Annotated in this window: 18 protein-coding genes and 1 tRNA gene; 10 read left to right on the top strand and 9 right to left on the bottom strand. The window is 60.7% G+C overall.

Annotated elements, in window-relative coordinates:
• Positions 1-11 precede the first annotated feature (11 nt).
• Positions 12-413: a hypothetical protein gene (locus AC0L39_RS01685; RefSeq protein ID WP_473260235.1), complete on the bottom strand. Its 402-nt coding sequence runs from the start codon at positions 411-413 to the stop codon at positions 12-14.
• Complete coding sequence (locus AC0L39_RS01680; protein WP_473260233.1) at positions 380-1,594, bottom strand: class I SAM-dependent methyltransferase; 1,215 nt, start codon at positions 1,592-1,594, stop codon at positions 380-382. The genes AC0L39_RS01685 and AC0L39_RS01680 overlap by 34 nt, the downstream gene beginning before the upstream one ends.
• Positions 1,595-1,830: 236 nt before the next feature.
• On the opposite strand from AC0L39_RS01680, the gene putA reads away from it, so the two are divergent.
• Both putA and AC0L39_RS01670 read left to right on the top strand, forming a co-directional pair.
• Complete coding sequence (gene putA / locus AC0L39_RS01675) at positions 1,831-4,953, top strand: bifunctional proline dehydrogenase/L-glutamate gamma-semialdehyde dehydrogenase PutA (protein ID WP_473260232.1); 3,123 nt, start codon at positions 1,831-1,833, stop codon at positions 4,951-4,953.
• 26 nt (positions 4,954-4,979) lie between these two features.
• Positions 4,980-5,510 (top strand): hypothetical protein, encoded by a 531-nt coding sequence (locus AC0L39_RS01670; protein WP_473260230.1) that lies wholly within the window; start codon positions 4,980-4,982, stop codon positions 5,508-5,510.
• Positions 5,511-5,580: 70 nt separating this feature from the next.
• Here AC0L39_RS01670 and AC0L39_RS01665 read toward each other — a convergent pair whose 3' ends face one another.
• On the bottom strand, positions 5,581-6,282 hold the full coding sequence (locus AC0L39_RS01665; protein ID WP_473260228.1) for an acyl carrier protein: 702 nt from the start codon (positions 6,280-6,282) through the stop codon (positions 5,581-5,583).
• A gap of 218 nt (positions 6,283-6,500) precedes the next feature.
• Between AC0L39_RS01665 and AC0L39_RS01660 the strand changes: the two genes are divergently transcribed.
• Complete coding sequence (locus AC0L39_RS01660; protein ID WP_473260226.1) at positions 6,501-6,917, top strand: DUF4279 domain-containing protein; 417 nt, start codon at positions 6,501-6,503, stop codon at positions 6,915-6,917.
• Between the two features lie 151 nt (positions 6,918-7,068).
• Positions 7,069-7,422, top strand: a complete 354-nt coding sequence (locus tag AC0L39_RS01655) for a hypothetical protein (protein ID WP_473260225.1) — start codon at positions 7,069-7,071, stop codon at positions 7,420-7,422.
• Between the two features lie 129 nt (positions 7,423-7,551).
• Here the strand turns inward: AC0L39_RS01655 and AC0L39_RS01650 are convergent, their stop codons facing one another.
• The gene (locus AC0L39_RS01650) at positions 7,552-7,950 is read right to left on the bottom strand and encodes a hypothetical protein (protein WP_473260223.1); all 399 of its coding nucleotides are present in this window, start codon (positions 7,948-7,950) and stop codon (positions 7,552-7,554) included.
• 469 nt (positions 7,951-8,419) lie between these two features.
• Complete coding sequence (locus AC0L39_RS01645; protein WP_473260221.1) at positions 8,420-8,665, bottom strand: hypothetical protein; 246 nt, start codon at positions 8,663-8,665, stop codon at positions 8,420-8,422.
• 405 nt (positions 8,666-9,070) lie between these two features.
• On the opposite strand from AC0L39_RS01645, the gene dcd reads away from it, so the two are divergent.
• Positions 9,071-9,625 carry a dCTP deaminase gene (dcd, locus tag AC0L39_RS01640; protein ID WP_473260219.1) on the top strand — a complete coding sequence of 185 codons (555 nt, stop codon included), beginning with the start codon at positions 9,071-9,073 and terminating at the stop codon, positions 9,623-9,625.
• 308 nt (positions 9,626-9,933) lie between these two features.
• Entirely contained in the window at positions 9,934-11,109 is a 1,176-nt protein-coding gene (locus tag AC0L39_RS01635; RefSeq protein WP_473260217.1) for a saccharopine dehydrogenase family protein, read from the top strand.
• Between the two features lie 56 nt (positions 11,110-11,165).
• On the opposite strand, the gene AC0L39_RS01630 is transcribed toward AC0L39_RS01635, so the two are convergent.
• Complete coding sequence (locus AC0L39_RS01630; protein WP_473260215.1) at positions 11,166-13,364, bottom strand: TonB-dependent receptor; 2,199 nt, start codon at positions 13,362-13,364, stop codon at positions 11,166-11,168.
• Between the two features lie 194 nt (positions 13,365-13,558).
• Positions 13,559-13,633, bottom strand: a tRNA-Gly gene (locus AC0L39_RS01625).
• Between the two features lie 237 nt (positions 13,634-13,870).
• Here AC0L39_RS01625 and AC0L39_RS01620 point away from each other — a divergent pair.
• The 4 genes from AC0L39_RS01620 (at position 13,871) to AC0L39_RS01605 (ending at position 16,577) form a co-directional block, all read left to right on the top strand.
• Positions 13,871-14,800 (top strand): tetratricopeptide repeat protein, encoded by a 930-nt coding sequence (locus tag AC0L39_RS01620; RefSeq protein ID WP_473262460.1) that lies wholly within the window; start codon positions 13,871-13,873, stop codon positions 14,798-14,800.
• 20 nt (positions 14,801-14,820) lie between these two features.
• Positions 14,821-15,432, top strand: coding sequence for an LON peptidase substrate-binding domain-containing protein (locus AC0L39_RS01615; protein WP_473260214.1), 612 nt, complete (start codon positions 14,821-14,823; stop codon positions 15,430-15,432).
• Positions 15,433-15,510: 78 nt separating this feature from the next.
• A complete protein-coding gene (locus tag AC0L39_RS01610) occupies positions 15,511-16,158 on the top strand; it encodes a TetR/AcrR family transcriptional regulator (RefSeq protein WP_473260212.1) in 648 nt (215 codons plus the stop codon).
• On the top strand, positions 16,155-16,577 hold the full coding sequence (locus AC0L39_RS01605) for an MAPEG family protein (protein WP_473260211.1): 423 nt from the start codon (positions 16,155-16,157) through the stop codon (positions 16,575-16,577). The genes AC0L39_RS01610 and AC0L39_RS01605 overlap by 4 nt, the downstream gene beginning before the upstream one ends.
• Positions 16,578-16,597: 20 nt before the next feature.
• On the opposite strand, the gene AC0L39_RS01600 is transcribed toward AC0L39_RS01605, so the two are convergent.
• Complete coding sequence (locus AC0L39_RS01600; protein ID WP_473262458.1) at positions 16,598-17,218, bottom strand: MarC family protein; 621 nt, start codon at positions 17,216-17,218, stop codon at positions 16,598-16,600.
• A 59-nt stretch (positions 17,219-17,277) separates the two neighbouring features.
• Positions 17,278-18,045, bottom strand: a complete 768-nt coding sequence (locus tag AC0L39_RS01595) for a hypothetical protein (RefSeq protein ID WP_473260209.1) — start codon at positions 18,043-18,045, stop codon at positions 17,278-17,280.
• Positions 18,046-18,112: the final 67 nt, after the last annotated feature.

Below are 18,112 nucleotides of genomic sequence, written 5' to 3'. Positions count from 1 at the left end.
CTGCGCCTGGCCTAATCCCGTTTCAATCGCTCCACGACGTCCATGATCGGCGGATCGCCCGCCTCCATTGCCTCGACCTCCTGCTGGAACCCTCTCATAATGCGCGCGATATAGGCGCGCGTTGCAAGGCCGCGTTCTTCGCCCGCCGCGCGGTCGGGCTTGTAGCCTTCGATATCCCCGCGTTTGAGCACGCCCTTTTCATCGAGCAGCCGTTCGACCGTGTCGTGCCGTTCGCGCAGCGCGGAAACCTCGGCAGCCAGCGCGAAGACGGTCGAATACAGCCGGTCGAGCGCGGGTTCGTCGAAGAACTCTGGCCGCTTGCCCTTGGCGCGTTTGCCCGATGCCGCGACCCAGTCGAACCCGTCCTCGTCTCCGGCGCTCACGCGGCGGCTGCCTGTCTCGACGGTTTCCATGCACCGTAAGCGTTCCAGATCGCCGCCCGGCCAAAATCCTCCTCGCCGTCATCGGGCGATGGCGGGAAAATCTCCGGGTCGACGACCGCGCGCACGCCCGCGACGAACTGGTCATCGCGCGCAAAGCCGGCATCGGCCATCACCTGTTTCAGGTCTTGCCCATGCATCGCGGACCAGAATGGCTCGTTGTTGTTGAAGGCATCCCAGTCGCGCATGAATTGTTCGAACAGCGGCATCTCGTCCGAATATTGCGGCTGCTCGATATGCAAGATCAACCCGCCCGGCGCGAGGACGCGGTGCGCCTCTGCAAGGATGCGCGGCATCGCCTTTGAGGAAAGCTCGTGCAGGAACATCGTCGTCTGCACCCAGTCGAAGCTTTCATCGGCCCAGCGCGAGAGATCTTCGCCGGATGCCTGCACGAATTTGATATTGGTGACGCCCATCGCCGCAGCGCGCGCCGCGCCATATCGGAGCGAGGGAGCAGCCGTATCGATCGCGATCACTTCCGCTTCGGGAAAAGCCTGCGCGATGGGCACGGCATTGTGTCCGACCGTGCAGCCGATATCGAGGATGCGTTTGGGCTGCCAGTCCGGCCGCTCGGACTTGACCCATTCGACCACGGCCTGCCCGCCGCCATCGTTGAGCCCGCCCAGCGCGCCGCCGGTTGTCGCGAACAAACCGACATCGTAATTCGCGCCGACGGTCACATCGCCGCTGCGTTCCTCGGTGTGGTACCCGCCCGGCTGGCAATGGATATCGACAGCGGTCTGGTAATGCGGCTGCTCGATTGCCGGGTCGAGTTCGAGCATACCCGAATGCTCATTATACTGCTTGGCCATCGCATCCAGTTCATCGATCTGGCGCAGCACCACTTGCCGCCCGAAATGCTGGCGCATCTCCATCGAATTGCGCTTGAGCGCCGACCATGTCCGGTGCCAGTCATCGCGGTTCATCGCGTCGCGGATTTCATAGCGGTGCTGCGGATCGCGGCCATGTTCTTGCCGGAACGCGGGAAGCACACGCTTTTCATAAGCCAGCTTGTTCCCCCCACCGATCGGGCCGGACAGGTAGCGATTGAAATGCGTCAGGAAATTGAACCGCGCGGTCTCATCATGGCTCGCGCGCGGCATCATCTCGTGCCGCGTCATGGCGGTGTATGGCGGGGGAAGATCGGAAGCCATTGGTCTACCTCGCTAGGGCGTCGAATATTTGTCCGGACAAATTTGCCAGAACCACTGCATTTGTCAACGCGTAAGCGCTTCTCCGGCTCCTGCAAAGGGCGGTAGGGCGCAAACGCACTAGCCGCTGCTGGCGCGACTTTTCTTGAAGTCGCGCGCCTGCGGGTCCAAGCTCGTCAGGCACCGAGTCGCGATCAGGGAAAAGTGAACCGCACGCAGTGACCACAAGCAGTCAGCCCATGAATTCAGACCATTACCTCGACCGATCCGAGCTGCGCCGGGCCTACCGCGCAGAAGAAGACGCGTGCATTGCCCAGCGGCTCGAACAGGCCGCGCCCGCGCGCAAGGTGAGCGAGGCGGCAGGCGATCTGGCGATTGAACTGATCGAGGGCGCGCGCGCGCAAAAGGCGAGCGGGGTCGATGCGTTTCTGCAGCAATACGGGCTCGATACCGAAGAAGGCATCGCTCTGATGTGCCTTGCCGAAGCGCTGCTGCGCGTGCCCGACGAGGACACCGCCGACGCGCTGATCCGCGACAAGATCGGCGACATCGAGTGGAGCGACCATCTCGGCGAAAGCTCTTCGACCTTCGTCAATGCGGCGACGTTCTCGCTGATGCTGACCGGCGAAGTGCTGGAACAGCCCGAGGCGCACCAGAAGGGCATGGGCCGGGTCTTGAAAGGCACGGTCAACCGGCTCGGCGAACCGGTCATCCGCAAGGCGGTGCTGCAGGCCATGCGCATCCTTGGCGGACAGTTCGTTTATGGCCGGACCATCGGCGAGGCGCTCAAACGCGCCAGACCAGAGCGCGCCAGAGGTCTGACGCATTCGTTCGACATGCTGGGCGAGGCGGCGATGACCTTCGCCGATGCCGAACGGTATGCGCACGCTTACGAAGGCGCGCTCGACCGGCTGGCAGCCGAGGCGCAGGGCGGGATCGGACCTTCGCCCGGCATTTCGGTCAAGCTTTCCGCCTTGCACCCGAAATACACGCATTTCCATGCCGATGAAGCGCGCGCTGGCATCGTGCCGGTGGTCAGGCGGCTGGCGCTGAAGGCGCGCGATGCCAACATCCATTTCACGCTCGACGCCGAGGAGGCCGAGCGGCTCGAGGTTTCGCGCGACATCATCGAAGATCTCGTCGTCGATGATGAGCTGTTCACCCGCCCTGACGGCTCGCGCTGGGAAGGCTTCGGACTTGCGGTCCAGGCGTACCAGAAGCGCGGAGTGCCGCTCTGCGACTGGGTGGCAAAGCTGGCCCGCCGTCATGGGCGCAAGCTGTTCGTGCGGCTGGTCAAGGGCGCCTATTGGGACAGCGAGATCAAGATTTCCCAGGTCGGCGGCTACTCCGACTACCCGGTCTTCACCCGCAAGATTGCCACGGACGTGTCCTACCTCGCCTGCGCTGCGCGATTGTTCGAACATGACGACGTGATCCGCCCTGCCTTCGCAACGCACAACGCCTACACCGTGGCGGCGGTGAAGGAGATGGCATCTGCCAGACCCTTCGAATTCCAGCGCCTCCACGGCATGGGCGAGGAAGTGTACGATGCGCTTCGCAAGTTAGAGGGCAATGACGCGACCCCGGTGCGCGTCTACGCGCCGGTTGGCGGGCACAAGGAATTGCTCGCCTATCTCGTGCGACGCCTGCTCGAAAACGGAGCGAACACGAGCTTCGTCAACCGGATGGGCGATGCCGATATTCCGGCGGAGGAGCTGGTCGACGATCCGGTGGCGCAGCTTGCCGCGATGTCACCGCGGCGCAATCCCGCGATCCCGCTGCCCGAAGATATTCTCGGAGAGCGGCTGAACAGCGCGGGCGTCGACCTGTCCGATCCGCTGGTGATCGGCCCGCTTCAGAAACGCCTTGCCGACCTTGCCGATATCGAGTGGCGCGCGCAGCCGACATTCCCGGCGGAGGATGCGGGAGAAACCGCGCCGATCACAATGCCGCACGACCTGACAGCGACGGTCGGCACTCGCCGCGATGCGACCGAGGAAGAAGTCGGCGCCGCCTTCGCCCGCGCCGAGCTGATCCAGCCGGGCTGGGATGCGCTCGGCGGCGAAAAGCGCGCGGTCCTGCTGGAAGAGGCGGCGAACCTGTTCGAGGATCACACCGACGAGTTCCTCTCGCTATGCCAGCGTGAGGCGGGCAAGACCCTGCTCGACGGGGTCGCCGAAGTGCGCGAGGCGGTCGATTTCCTGCGCTATTATGCGTCCGAAGCGCGCCGCCAGTTCGAACATCCCGTCTCCCTCCCCGGCCCGACCGGCGAGAAGAACACGCTGCGCATGCACGACCGAGGCGTGTTTGCGACGATCAGCCCATGGAATTTCCCGCTCGCGATCTTCACCGGCATGGCGTCGACCGCGCTGGCTGCGGGCAATGCCGTCATCGCCAAGCCTGCCGAGCAGACCCCGCTGATCGCCGCGCTCGCGGTGAAGCTGTGCCATGAGGCCGGCATCCCGCCCGAAGCGCTGCAATTGCTCCCCGGTGCTGGCGAGGTCGGCCAGCTCATCACCGCCGATCCGCGCCTTGCCGGGGTGGCCTTTACCGGATCGACCGAAACCGCGCGGCTCATCAACCAGTCGCTCGCCGGGCGCGATGGCCCGATTGCCACCCTGATCGCGGAAACCGGCGGACAGAACGCCATGATCGTCGATTCGTCCGCCCTGCCCGAACAGGTCGTGCGCGATGTGCTTGCGAGCGCGTTCCAGAGCGCAGGCCAGCGCTGCTCGGCCTTGCGCGTCCTGTACCTCCAGGACGATGTCGCAGACGAAATGCTCGCCATGATCCGCGGCGGGTTCGAGGCGCTGCATGTCGGCGACCCGGCGCTGCTTGCAACCGATGTTGGCCCGGTGATCGATCCCGACGCGCAGGCCGCGCTCGAACGCCACGTCGCGCGCCGCCAGCAGAACGAGCGCACCGTGTGGCGGCTCGCCCTCGATGACAGCATGGCCAAGGGCTGCTTCGTCGCGCCGACCATTATCGAGCTCGATTCCATCCTCGACCTGAAGCGCGAGAACTTCGGTCCGGTCCTGCACGTGGTGCGGTTTGCTTCAGAGGATCTGGGGCAGGTCATCGCCGACATCAACGCCACCGGATACGGCCTCACGCTCGGCCTGCACAGCCGCATCGCCGCCACCCGCCGGTTCGTGCAGGCGCGCGCCAAGGTCGGCAATTTCTACGTCAACCGCAACCAGATCGGCGCGATCGTCGAAAGCCAGCCGTTCGGCGGCGAGGGCCTTTCCGGCACCGGGCCGAAAGCGGGCGGCCCGCATTACCTCGCGCGCTTCGCGACCGAGCGGGTTACCTGCATCGACACGACGGCGGCGGGAGGCAACGCAAGTTTGCTTGCGAGTTGAAGCCATTACGCGATAAAAGCCGCACCATGCCGCGCTTCATGATTCACATCGCCGCCCTGATCGCGCTTGTCTGGAGCGGGCCTGCGCTCGCCGATGTGCAGATCCATTTTCACAGCTTCAACGGATCGGTGCTGTTCGGGCGCTACCCGCACACCTTCATCGTGCTCGATGGCGAGCTGGAGGAAACCGGCGAGGCCGTAAACGAGAATTACGGCTTCACCGCCAGGAAGGTCTCGCCCGCGATCCTAAACGGCCCGGTGTTTCACGAAATCAGCATCGAGAAACCGAAATACCTCACCAGCACCAACCGCCACTTCACGCTCACGATCACCGACGAGCAATATCGCGAGATCATCCGGGAAGTGCGCGCATGGGAAAATGCGCCCGGCAAATATTACGATCTGGAGGAGCGCAATTGTATCCACTTCGTCGGCAGGATGGCGCAGATCCTGGGCCTGACGGTCGAATACCCCGAGAAGATGCTGCGCCGCCCGAAGAAGTGGCTCAACCACGTGACAACGCTCAATCCGCAGCTGAAGGCGAAACGTGTCAAATAGGTGTTCGGCGTCCGGTCAGGACACGAAGTTTCGGGAGCGGAGTGGCCGTTTTTGGGGGTGAGAGCGGACGTTAAGCGGCCAGCGCCTCGTCCATGCTTCTCTTGTGAAGAAAAGTCTCCGGTGAAATCGCATCAGGTTCGAGCTGCCCATACTCCGAAGCGATTGCAGTCAAGATTGACCACCTATCCGAGGGCTTGCCACCTGCCTCCTTGAGTGTTTGCACATTCAGCGGTGCAGTCCTTCTCGTCAAATCCCCAAATGTCTTGATACCATTCGGCCAACGGCCCGGATCGCGCCAGATTAGCAGCAGGCCAGCACATGCGACGATTGCGAACATCGATGCGGCGGACCAGTAGGAATTGAACAGGGTCACGATTGAAATGACGCCACCAGCAAAGAGCAAGCAGCTTCCGAAAACGCCAAGTTTGTCGAGAGAATGTGAGGGCAGTCGAAGATTACTACGTTCGGCAAGCAGATCGAAAAAAGCACTTGGTGTTAGGCCCAACGTGTCGAGGTTTGTGCTTGGTCGAACAGAACGTTTGTCTTCAGGCGCGAGCGCCTTTCTCAACCTGTAGAACGTCATCGCTGAAGCACAATTTCCGCCTTGGGCTTCCCAATCGGAGGTGTGGGAGCACACGACGTCATAGACGTCACCAACCGTGCAGCAGCCCTCTGCTTCTTCATCCGTCATCTTGAATGTAAAGACCGCCTCAAGCTCTTCGATTACGTCGATAGCACCCCATTCTGGGTCGAGATCAAGAGTATCTGCCATTGGGCCAGCCTACTTTGAACGCGCCTCAATCGCAATGTCCGCAAGCGGGTTGAAAGCAGACCATCCGCTATCGGCTGGCATCCAACGAAAGCTGCCGGTCCGCCGTCAGGATTGCGTCCTAGACCGCTGTAAGGCCATTAGTGGGTGGAAAGCGCACATCGCAACCACTTCGATTAGACCACGTTGAAACGGCTATTGGAGCGAGATAGGCCATCGGCATGAGCAAACTCAACGAGACCGCCGCATCGCTTCGTTTCTTCGGAGACATGCTTGATCCGAATGAACTCACAAATAGACTTGGTTCAGCTCCGACAAAGGGGGCAAAGAAAGGCGGTATTTGGCATTCCGAGAACGGGACGGAGAAGATTGCAAAGAGTGGCATGTGGATCCTCGATAGTGCCGATCAAAACCCCGGTGATGTAGATGCTCACGTTGATGATCTATTCGCAAAACTGAGTAATGACATGTCGGTTTGGATCGATCTTAGTCAACGCTGCAAAGCTGACATTTTCTGCGGATTGTTCTTGCGGGATATTAACGAGGGCATCAGCCTACAACCTAGCACCCTAACCGCGGTTGGAGAGCGGGGGCTCATACTCGACTTTAGTATTTACAGCGGAACAATTGACGAGTGAATGTCCGCATTCGGGTCGAAAGCGGAAAGTCCGCTTCCGGGGCAGGGAGCGTGATAGCAGCCGGTCCGTTTTCGGCAGCTTCCCGGTTGGTCGCGAATGTCAGCTCATCGTGGAAAGCAGACGTTAGGTATCATCTGCCATAGGATGTGGAATGACCATTAAAACATCCGTTTCCGACGGCTGGCTAGCGGATCGAGCAGCCTTACACGATGCTAAGGCCCTGTCGGCCACGCTAGACGGACAGACGTTGACTATTCAAATTGACGATGAGTGGCCAAACGTTTCGCGGACGAATGATGAGGTCGCCACTACTGGAGGTTGGCTGTCATTCGAAAGAGCGGAAATCTTAGAAGGCAACGTTGAGAAGGTCGCGGGTCGCTTTGTCAGCGAACTCAAATTGGACGGCAATCATTGGCTTCTCTACCTTGCTAGACCTTCATTCCTTTCGAGACGTGGACGCTTGGCCTTCCGCGCGGAAGCTGCGAATTTCATCCCGCAATCCTGACCCTCCGATGTCCGCAATCGGGTCGTTATCAGACCGACCGCTTTCGGCTGGTATGCCGTAAACGCCTGTCTGCTCTCGGGATCGCTTCTGTGGCCGCTGTAAGGCCGCTAATGGGTGGAAAGCGGAAGCTCAGTCGGCAAGAAGGTTAGGGTTCTCAAGCACAACCTCGCGCCGCTTTCTCCAGAAAGGACTGAAAATAAGACCGGTCTCGGACACAGCGCGCCAACCTTGCCCGCCGCTTGATTCAAGGATGGCCTTTGAAACTATGCTGCCTCGCCAGACCTCTCGAACCCGCGCATTGCCTGAGTAGCACCATGCAATGAACTCCATTGCTTCTTCTGGGGCATCGAAGTGTTGGTGCCAACCACCCTCACCCAAATAGACAACCCATTCATCGCCTTCATGATGAAGCTCAACTGCAAAGCCTTCAGAACAGGGTGCTTCGACTTTGAGCCACTGATCGCCTTTCGACCACACAAACTCGGTGCGTCTCGATAACTTCTCAGCCAAGGCAGCGATTGGGTCCATCCAGTCAGGATACTGACAAAATCTTACTATTGACCCAATGTCCGCAATCGGGTCGGAAGCGGAACGAGTCGCTTTCGGCCGGTATGCCGTAAACGCCAGTCTGCTCTCGGGATCGCTTCTGTGGCCGCTGTAATGCCGCTAATGAGGTGGAGGCGGACATTAGTCAGTGCATTTCCCTGACTCTGCAACCACCATTCAACAGTAGAAGCCGCATCGCAAAGCCCCGCGATTAATCGTGCGGCAGAACGGTAAATATCAGGATGAGCGAGACAAGCGAGTATGTGGTAAGTGCGGAGGCTGAAGTGAACCAAAGCTCAAGATTGGCGCGACCTCGCTCGTCGTTAAACTTGAGAGAGAATAATCGAGTCCAACACAAAATAGCGCCGGCCAAAGGTATCACCACAAGCGCGATTGCTATACTTATCTCCATCTTTCAATCCAATAATGATTAGGATTTCTCGCTCTGCCTTTATTTCGCAACCCCAACTATCGCGTGATATACCAGCGCCTCCAAATCCCCTTTTGACGCAAGATCCAATAGTTGAAGCTTTTTCTGCGATCCGACTGATACGCTCAGTCCTGCGTCTTGATACGCCGTCTGAATCACCCGCAGAAAATCTGCAGCTGACTGTTGCGCACACCTTTCCATATAGGCGGATTCGCGGGCTTCCATATCGAAGTGAAAGTCATACAATTGTGGCGATTGGTATTTCACAGAGATTCTCATTTTTTTATGGGCGGGATAAATAAAAAACTAACAAAATCGAGCGTACTGTTTCAAAAATGACTTTTTGATTCGCTCGAATAAATCATCGACTTTATGAAGCATTTCGTTAAAAGCGCGGCCTTCAGAAAACCTATAGTCTCGATAAAAAGATTTTTTCTCGAGGAAGTTTGCACTTACCGATTTTGATTTGATGCATTCGAGCTCTCAAAACGTCCGTCGGTGCCAATGAAATGCTCGTGAATGGCGAGCTCCACGAGAGCGGGGGTGTCCGCAATTGGGTTGTAAACAGTCAGTCCGCTTCTGCTCATCATTCGCGCAATTGCCCCCAAACCTCCCACACCTAAAACTCGCCCGCTCCTTGCCGCCCACCGCACAATCGGGAATCACTGACCCATGGCGATTCTTTCCGACAAGTGGATCCGTGAGCAGGCGCAGTCGCATGGCATGATCGAGCCGTTCGTCGAGGCGCAGCGGCGTGAGGGGGTGATCTCCTACGGGCTCTCCTCCTATGGCTATGACGCGCGGGTTGCGCCTGAGTTCAAGATTTTCACGAACGTCAATTCGGCCACCGTGGACCCGAAGAAATTCGATGCGGAAAGCCTTGTCGACCGCGAGACCGATGTCTGCATCATCCCGCCCAATTCCTTTGCGCTCGCCCGGACGGTTGAATATTTCCGCGTGCCCGAAGACGTGCTGGTCATCTGTCTTGGCAAGAGCACCTATGCGCGCTGCGGGATCATCGTAAACGTCACTCCGCTGGAGCCGGGCTGGGAGGGGCATGTGACGCTCGAATTCTCCAACACCACGCCGCTGCCCGCGAAAATCTACGCCAATGAAGGCGCGTGCCAGTTCCTTTTCATGAAGGGGAACGAGCGCTGCGAGACGAGTTACAAGGACCGTGCGGGCAAATATATGGGCCAGCGCGGCGTGACGCTGCCGCGGCTATAGGGCGCGGAATTTTCTGACATTTTCCTACAAGGCGGGCCTCTGCCATGCTGGCGGCGCCATGCCCGCCCTCGCCATCCTGCCGTCCTGCTGTGTTTCCACGTTCAAAGCGGGCGCGTTTGATGTTGGACAATTGTCATGCGTATCATACACGGACAACCTGCTGACTTTAAACGATAAAGACCTGTTGGATACGCATGACACCTGCCGCAAAGTGTCATGCGTTCCCAACAGGAAACCAAGCGGCCCGCGCGAGGCTTTGACTCTGCGGACGCCCATCCCCATTGCGGGTGGGCAAAGGAGAATTTCTCATGGCTGACAGTGAATTCGATATCATCATCTACGGCGCAACCGGTTACACCGGACGCCTCGTCGCGGAGCATTTCGTGCGCGAATATGGCGGCAAGGCCGATGCGCCGAAATGGGCGATGGCCGGGCGCAACAAGGCCAAGCTGGAAGATGTCCGCACCCTGATCGGCGCGCCCGGCGATACGCCGCTGGTGGTCGCCGACGCAGACAGCCGCGAAGCGGTCGAGGCGATGTGCAACCGGACCAAGGTCGTCATCACCACGGTCGGCCCCTACCAGCTTTACGGCGACGAGCTGGTCGCCGCCTGCGCGCGCACCGGGACCGATTACTGCGACCTCTCCGGTGAGCCTGCATGGATGGCGGAAAAGATCGCGGAACTCGAAGACATCGCCAAGGAAAGCGGCGCGCGCATCTGTTTTTCAAGCGGCTTCGATTCGATCCCCTTCGACCTCGGCGTGCTGATGGCGCAGAAGGAAGCGAAAAAGCGCTTTGGCAAACCCGCCCCGCGCATTCGCGGCAGCGTGCGCGCGATGCAGGGGACGTTCTCGGGCGGCACCGCAGCCAGCCTTGGCGCGACGATGAAGGCGGCAGCCAAGAACCCGAAACTGATCAACGTGCTGCGCGATCCGTTTGCGCTGACGCCCGGCTTCGAGGGTCCTGATCAGCCATCGGGCATGGTGCCGAAACATGAGAAAGACCTCGACAAGTGGGCAGCACCCTTTGTGATGGCGCCGATCAACACGAAGAACGTGCACCGCACGAACTTCCTGCTCGGACACCCTTACGGCGAGGATTTCAAATATGATGAGATGGTCCTCACCAGCCCCGGCGAAGCGGGCAAGAAGATGGCCGAAGCCGCGACCGAAATGATGAAAAACCCCTTCGGTGCAAAACCTCCCAAGCCCGGCGAAGGTCCGACCGCGGAAGAGCGCGAGAACGGGTTTTACGATGTGCTGTTCGTATGCGAAATGCCCGACGGAAAGGCGCTGCATTACAGCGTCAAGGGCAAGTACGATCCGGGATACGGCTCGACCAGCCGGATGATCGCCGAAACGGCCATCGCGCTGTTGCACAGCGATGCGCCGGGCGGGATCGGGACGCCGGGGTCATTCCTGGGCGAAGGCCTTGTGAAGCGGCTCGAGGAACACGCCGAGCTGACCTTCGCAGCGGAGAATTAGGATCGATTGGGCGGGGCCGGTTCGCGCCGGCCCCGCCCCTTCGCGGCTCTTTGAAATCAGAAACTCAGCCGCGCGCTGGCGCGGATATTGCGTCCGGGCAAGGGCACGAAATCCTTGGTGAAGCTGGCATGGCGCCGGTCGGTTACATCGAAGACATTGTCGGTCGAAAGCTGCACGGTGAGGCCTTCCCGGCTCGGCAGCGGACGCCACGAAACGAGGAAGTTGACGAACGCGAAGTCGTCGGTCGCGGTCTCGAATGCGGCAACCTCGTCCTGTTCGGCGAACCACTGGACCTCGCCGCGAATGTCGAACGCCGCCGTCTGCGCCTCGAGCGCACCGAGCAGTGTGAGCGGCGGGATGCGCGGGACAGCGGTGTTGTCGGCCAGCTCGGCCTGGACGAAGGAGCCGCGAAGATCGGCGACGAGGCCGAAATCGCCATTGTCGAATACGGGGAAAGTGATGTCGCCTTCGACCCCGAAATAGTCGGCTTCCTGCTGGAGATAGACGAAGATCGGCAGGCCGTCCTCCTCTCCGCCGGTTTCGGTGAGGTAGATGTAATCATCGAACCATTGCTGGAATACCGCGAGGTTGAACTTGGCTGTGCCGACAGTGCCGCGCACGAATGCCTCGGCCCCCCAGGCGCTCTCGACCTCGAGACCCGCATCGCCGATCTCGAAGGCTTGCGTCGCGATATGCGGGCCGTTGGAGAACAGCTCCTCGGCGCTCGGTGCGCGCTCGGCGCGGGACAGGTTTACACCGGCGCGCAGGGCGTCATCGCCCTCCCAGATCAAACCGACCGCGCCCGAGAATGTATCGTAGTCGCGGGCAATTCGGTTTGCCGTGTCCTCGACGTCGGTGGTCTCGAAGCGGTCGGCAAGCTCGATCTGGAACGGACCGGTGCCAAACTCCTGGAGGCCGAAGACCGCGAACTGGTCGGTGAGGTTTGGCGGGACGTATGCTTCCGCGCCCTCGGCGAAGAAATCGCGGTGGCGATACTGAATACCGATTGAGCCGCGCGAGGGGCCGCTTTCGTTCTGGACGAGCTCGGCGCGGGCTTCGATGCTGTTGCTTTCGAAAACGGTGCCGACTTCGTCGCCTTCGAACTCGGTGTGGGTGTAGTCCGAATAGCCAGCGCGCAGCTTCAGCTGTGAGAAGAAGCCTCCACCCAGTGCGATATCGCCTTTGAAATCGGCGCGGAATTGCTCGAGATCGATCGTGACGATCTCCTCGCCTTCCTCCTCGTCCCCGTCATCACCGGCATCACCGGCATCATCATCACCATCTTCGTGCGCATGTTCGACACCGGGACGGCCCGGCGCGCCGTAATTCGTGTCGTAATATCCGATCGACGCGCCGAAAGTGCTTTCACCAAGGATGACGCCGAACCCGCCATTCACTGTCCACGTTTCGCTGGCGCTGTTGGGAATGAAGCCGCGCTGCCCCGCAGCCTCGCGGATTTCTGCAGCTTCCTCAAGCTCGCCCTCGGCCTCTTCTTCAGCAGCTTCCTCGAGCAATTCTGCGCGCAGTTGAGGCGACAACTGGAACCCCGGAATGTCGAGATCGTCGCTCTCGCGCCAGCTCCCGTCGACATGGATGACGAAATTCGGACTGACCGGAACGTCGACCGATGCGCCGGCGGTGCGAAGGTCGCTCGCCGTATCGACCGCCGCGAGCGCATCGAGGTGGACAGCTTCCTCCGGCGCGCGGGTCGGGATGCGCTTGTCGATCACGTTGACCGCGCCGCCAATCGCCTGGCTCCCGTAGAGCAGCACCGCAGGTCCGCGCAGCACTTCGATGCGCTCGGCGGTCAGCGGATCGATCGAGGTCGCATGATCGACAGAGGTGTTCGACACGTCCGCAGTGCCGATCCCGTCGACGAGGACGCGCGCGCGCTCGCCTTGAAATCCGCGCAGCACGGGCCGTGAGGATCCGGGGGCAAAACTGGTTGCCGACACACCCGGCAGCTTGGCGAGGACTTCGCCGATTTGCCCGGCAAGGTTGCGCTGGATATCGTCCGCTTCGAACACACTGGTCCCGGCAAGGATGTCGAGCTGCTCGAGCCCGGACGCGCTGACGATGATGTTGCCCTGGTAGTCGGTCTGACGGTTGTGAAGGTCGTCTTCGATCCGCTCATCGGCTTCGGGGCCCGAACCTACCTGGCTATCCTGTCCGGCACCGGTGTCCTGCGACAAGGCGGGCGAGGCGCAAAAAGCGATGGCGGTGGCGAGTGCAAGGCGCGACGTGAGGGGTTTCATGAAGGGGAGATACCTGCCGTAATAATGTGATAACGTATCATGCCCCTAGCAGGTTGTTTTCCAATCGCAAGCCCCTTTGCGGCGGTGCAACGTTCGCCTCGACAAACTGCGCACGGCAAAAGACGACTGGCGACCGCCAAGGGAACGCGCAAATGCGCGAGATCCTCGTGACAGACCGATTGGCTGGAAGAAAATGGAGCGGGCGAGGCGATTCGAACGCCCGACCCCAACCTTGGCAAGGTTGTGCTCTACCCCTGAGCTACGCCCGCTCACTGGCGCCAAGCAGATTCGGGCATACGCCACTCCATCTGCTGGGGAGGCGGGCAATTAACAGCGCCGCGCGCACCCTGCAAGCCCAAAGTTCGCGCAAATTTGCCTTGATCGCCCGCCTGCAACCCGCCAGCAAATCCCGAGGCGGAAAAGCGCGCTTCACATCGCGCCAAGACGCACCACATTGAGCGCACACGATTTCAATTACTCGCAACAGGAGCGTACACTTGGCCAGCATGGGTCTGAATATCGAAGAGCAGAAGGCAGTCGAGCGGTTCCGCAAGGAGGTGGTCGACCCGTCGCAGACCAAGCTCGTGATCCTCGATTTCTGGGCTGAATGGTGCGGACCGTGCAAGGCGCTCGCCCCGATGCTTGAAAAAGTAGCCGCCGAATATTCGGACAAGGGCGTGATCCTGGCCAAGCTGAATGTCGATGAAGAACAATTCATCGCCGGGCAGTTCCAAGTGAAGTCGATCCCGACGGTCTATGCGATGTTCCAGGGACAGCCGGTTGCCGACCTTACCAGCGCTCGCAGCGAATCGCAGCTCAAACAGGCGCTCGACCAACTGCTCTCGCAGTTGCCGATCCAGGCCGGCGAAGGCGATGCCAGCAACCCGCAAGGGCCGTCCGCCGAAGAAATTGAGCAATTTGTGAAACTGGGCGAAGATGCCCTGTCCGAAGGCGACGCCCAGCGCGCTGCCGGAATATTCGCGCAGGTGACCGAGTTTGCCGCAGACAACGGTCCGGCGCATGCCGGCCTCGTTCGCGCGCTCGTCCAATTGGGCCAGGTCGATGAAGCGCGTCAGGTCATGACCGCGATCGAAGCCGACCCGAAGCTGGCCGAGGTCCCGGCTATTGCCGCAGCGAAAAGCGCGCTGGAGCTTGCCGGGACGCAGGTTGACGATAGCGAGCTTGCCAGCCTCAAAGCGGCAGCAGAGGCAGACGGCGCCGAAATGGACGCCAGGCTCGCCTATGCCGAAGCAGCCTTTGCCGCAGGCGAGCGCGATGCCGCTGCAGACACGCTGCTCGCGATGATCGAGGAGGACCGCGAATGGAACGACGGCGCTGCGCGCGCCAAGTTGCTCCAGATATTCGAAGCGGTTGGACTTGAAGATGACTGGGTGGTCGCCGCCCGCCGCCGCCTGTCGAAGATCCTGTTCGGATAAGCAGGCCAGATATTCCCGCTATGAAAACCCGTCTCTCGATATTCCCTCTGCCCGGCGCGGTCCTGTTTCCGGGACTGCAATTGCCGCTCCACATCTTCGAGCCGCGCTATCAGGCGCTGATCGGTGATTCGCTGGTGCGCAACCGGCAAATCGCGATGATCCAGCCGCAGCGCCCCGTCGAAGGCGCGCCGCTCTACACGGTTGGATGCGTTGGCCGCATCGGCGAGATCGAGGCGATGGATGACGGGCGCTACAACCTCATCCTCGAAGGGCAGAGCCGTTTCAAGCTGATCCGCGAACTCGATGTCGCGACCGCGTTCCGGCAGGTCGAAGGCGAGCTTATCGAGGATGATGAGAACGAGACGCTCAGCTACGCCCAGCGCGGCGGCTTCGAAAGCGAGGCGCGAAAGTTTGCCGATCGCCAAGGGTATTCGGTGGATTGGGACTCGGTAGAACGGCTCGATGACCAGTCGCTCATCAATGGCGTGTCGCAGATCGCGCCATTCGATCCTGCGTCGAAACAGGCGCTGCTGGAGGCGGAGAACCTGTCCGCGCGCTGCGAACTGCTGGTGCAGCTCATGCAGTTCTTTGGCCGCAGCGATGGCGGCGAAGAGATCATGACGCTGCAATAACGAGCGCAGGAACAAGCGCGACAACCTGTCGCATGAGAGCGCTTTGCCGAAAGCCCATAAGTAACTATTCAGTTGCATATGAACATTGCGGCATTCCCCACCAAAGGCGAACGCACCCGCGCACATATAGTCGCCTCGGCGTCAGGCCTGTTCTGGCACCGCAGTTTCCACGGCGTCTCCGTCGACCTGGTTGCCGAGACTGCCAAGGTGAACAAGGCGACAGTGTACCGCTATTTTGCCGACAAGCGCGACCTCGCTCTGGCAGTGATCCGGTATAATGGCGAGATGACGATTGCTGAGGTGTTCGAGGCGAATTTCGACGCCTGCAGCAAACCCGAAGACCGCCTCGCTGCCATTTACCGGATGGTTTACGGCGCGCATCTGGGGATGGAGCGTGAGACCGGAGACCTGCACGGCTGCCCAATCGTGGGGCTTGCACTGGAGCTTGGTCAGGACATGCCTGAGATCCGAGAGGAAGCGCAGCGCATTTTCGATCAGGTTGAAGGCTACCTTTGCAAGATCGCCGAGGACGCCGCTGCGCGCACACGCGTCCCGGTCGATGCGAGCCTGCAGGGCCGGACATTGACGCAGCTCCTGCACGGTGCCTTTGCATCGGCCCGCGTCGCTTCCGACGCCGGACGCATTCTCGACGCGGGGCACGCATCGCTCGCGTTGATCGGATTTCCTGACAAATCGATACTTGATAAGGAGCAACAAGGCTCATGAACTTGCCGGTTTACACCGCCGCTCTCGGCGCATTTCTCATAGTCCTACAGGTCGCACTGATGCTGAGCGTTGGCTTGCACCGCTCGAAGGGGCAATTCATCGGGATCGGAGACGACCGCGATCTTGAACGCAAGGTGCGACGCCACGGCAACCTCGCTGAAAATTCGGGACTGTTCCTCGTTGTGATCGCATTGTTTGAGATGCTGGTCGGTCAGACCACTTTCGTGCTGGCGCTCTGCGCAGTGTTCGCCGCCGCCCGCTTGCTGCATGCGCTCGGGTTCTCATCGCTGGCAGGCTCTCACGGCGAAGACCTTACCGGCGCGCGCAAAGCCTTTGCGGGCATGAGAGCGATGGGCGCGTTCGGGACGCTGGGCGTCGCCCTCGGTTCGGCCTTCGGTATCGCAAGCGCGCTGGTTTAGGCGAGCCCAAGCCCGGAATGTCAGACCCCGAAGCTGCCGCGCAGGCCGTCGATCACGTATTGCGCGGCCAGCGCCGATAGCAGCACGCCGAGCAGCCGGGTGATGACAGCCTCGACCTTGTCGCCGAGCAGGCGGATCAGCGGCCCTGCGGCCACCAGCGCCGCAGCGGTAAGAATCAGCACGGCGGCGAGCGCGGCGAAAACCTCGATCGTCTGCTGGGTGCCTTCCGCCTCGTTCATCAGCAGCATGATCGCAGCAATCGCGCCCGGTCCGGCCAGCATCGGCATTGCCATCGGAAAGACCGACACGTCCTCGACCTCTGACGCAGTGACCTTTTCTGCCCGTTCGGTCCGCCGCTGGGTACGCTTTTCGAACACCATTTCGAACGCGATGAAGAACAGCATCAGCCCGCCTGCAATCCGGAAGCTGTCGAGTTCGATATGCAGCGCCTTGAGCAGGTCTTCACCGAAAAATGCAAAGATCGTCAGGATCACCGCTGCAATTGCCGTCGCACGAAGCGCCATGTTGCGCGCCAATGCTGGCGGCGCAGACTTTGTCAGGCCCGCATAGATCGGCGCGCAGCCGGGCGGGTCGATCACCACGAACAGCGTGATGAAGGCAGAGATGAAAAGTTCGGTCAGGACCATGGGGCCGGGCTCACCCGAGAAAAATTGCAGCGATCAGGTTTCCCAGCCCCTCATCACCCTTCGCCAGCAGATGCAAGCCCTTCTTCGATAGCGGTCACCCATTCGCCGAGATAGAAATAGTCCGCTGCGATATATTTCGTACCATCGGATTTATGCTGCCAGCGCCAGCGCAAGGTGCCGTCGCGGGACAGCCGCGTGTCGCCCGGGACGTCCTCTCCAATTGCCAGCGATGGCGGTGGAGGAACAACCTCGCCGCCGCGCGGGCAAGTTGCGACCAGCCCGTCAACCGCGTCGATGGCGGTGACAACGATGTCCCCATCCTCGAACTCCTTGCGCGGAGGAGGTTGCGGAATATCGGGTCCGCCAACATCGTACAGCCAGCGATATTCATTATTGTCCTGCCGCTCCCACACGGTCACGAAATTGCCGACAATCCCCGCGGGATCGCGGTATCGTCCCAGGCTCACCGCGAGGGCTCCATCGCAGCTCATCACCACGGTCTTGGGAGCCCATTGCACAGCGGCGTCGGGATCGCTTAGCGGGGCAAGCCAGGCATTCGCGTCAATCGGTCCATTGCGGCCATGAAGCAGTGCTCCGGGTGCGACAAACTGGCGAAAGGCGGTCCATTGCCCGTCCTCCCGCGCAGCTCTGGCAAAGGCGAGTTCGGTTTTCACGATGGTGCTGGGCTGGGCTGCACCGGGTGCACTCTTCAGCGCGCGGTCGATGACCTTGGTCGGCGGTCCGGGACGCTGACCGCCCGAGCAGGCTGTGAGCGAAAGCGCGAGCGTGCCGGTCATCAGGGCGAGCGGGAATTTTTTCATCGAGCCTCCAGAGATGCACAGATCCGCAATTGCGGTGCGCGCGATTTACTCAAGCTGACTAGAGGGC

Source organism: Erythrobacter sp. K21-9, assembly GCF_055808355.1.
The sequence above is the reverse complement of the archived record's forward strand: the minus strand, read 5'-3'. Positions and strand labels throughout refer to the sequence as shown.

Bases quoted from the DNA above. Each gene is read 5' to 3' on its own strand.
- AC0L39_RS01685 (WP_473260235.1), bottom strand. From the start codon at position 413: ATGGAAACCGTCGAGACAGGCAGCCGCCGCGTGAGCGCCGGAGACGAG.
- AC0L39_RS01680 (WP_473260233.1), bottom strand. From the start codon at position 1,594: ATGGCTTCCGATCTTCCCCCGCCATACACCGCCATGACGCGGCACGAG.
- putA (WP_473260232.1), top strand. From the start codon at position 1,831: ATGAATTCAGACCATTACCTCGACCGATCCGAGCTGCGCCGGGCCTAC.
- AC0L39_RS01670 (WP_473260230.1), top strand. From the start codon at position 4,980: ATGCCGCGCTTCATGATTCACATCGCCGCCCTGATCGCGCTTGTCTGG.
- AC0L39_RS01665 (WP_473260228.1), bottom strand. From the start codon at position 6,282: ATGGCAGATACTCTTGATCTCGACCCAGAATGGGGTGCTATCGACGTA.
- AC0L39_RS01660 (WP_473260226.1), top strand. From the start codon at position 6,501: ATGAGCAAACTCAACGAGACCGCCGCATCGCTTCGTTTCTTCGGAGAC.
- AC0L39_RS01655 (WP_473260225.1), top strand. From the start codon at position 7,069: ATGACCATTAAAACATCCGTTTCCGACGGCTGGCTAGCGGATCGAGCA.
- AC0L39_RS01650 (WP_473260223.1), bottom strand. From the start codon at position 7,950: ATGGACCCAATCGCTGCCTTGGCTGAGAAGTTATCGAGACGCACCGAG.
- dcd (WP_473260219.1), top strand. From the start codon at position 9,071: ATGGCGATTCTTTCCGACAAGTGGATCCGTGAGCAGGCGCAGTCGCAT.
- AC0L39_RS01635 (WP_473260217.1), top strand. From the start codon at position 9,934: ATGGCTGACAGTGAATTCGATATCATCATCTACGGCGCAACCGGTTAC.
- AC0L39_RS01630 (WP_473260215.1), bottom strand. From the start codon at position 13,364: ATGAAACCCCTCACGTCGCGCCTTGCACTCGCCACCGCCATCGCTTTT.
- AC0L39_RS01620 (WP_473262460.1), top strand. From the start codon at position 13,871: ATGGGTCTGAATATCGAAGAGCAGAAGGCAGTCGAGCGGTTCCGCAAG.
- AC0L39_RS01615 (WP_473260214.1), top strand. From the start codon at position 14,821: ATGAAAACCCGTCTCTCGATATTCCCTCTGCCCGGCGCGGTCCTGTTT.
- AC0L39_RS01610 (WP_473260212.1), top strand. From the start codon at position 15,511: ATGAACATTGCGGCATTCCCCACCAAAGGCGAACGCACCCGCGCACAT.
- AC0L39_RS01605 (WP_473260211.1), top strand. From the start codon at position 16,155: ATGAACTTGCCGGTTTACACCGCCGCTCTCGGCGCATTTCTCATAGTC.
- AC0L39_RS01595 (WP_473260209.1), bottom strand. From the start codon at position 18,045: ATGAAAAAATTCCCGCTCGCCCTGATGACCGGCACGCTCGCGCTTTCG.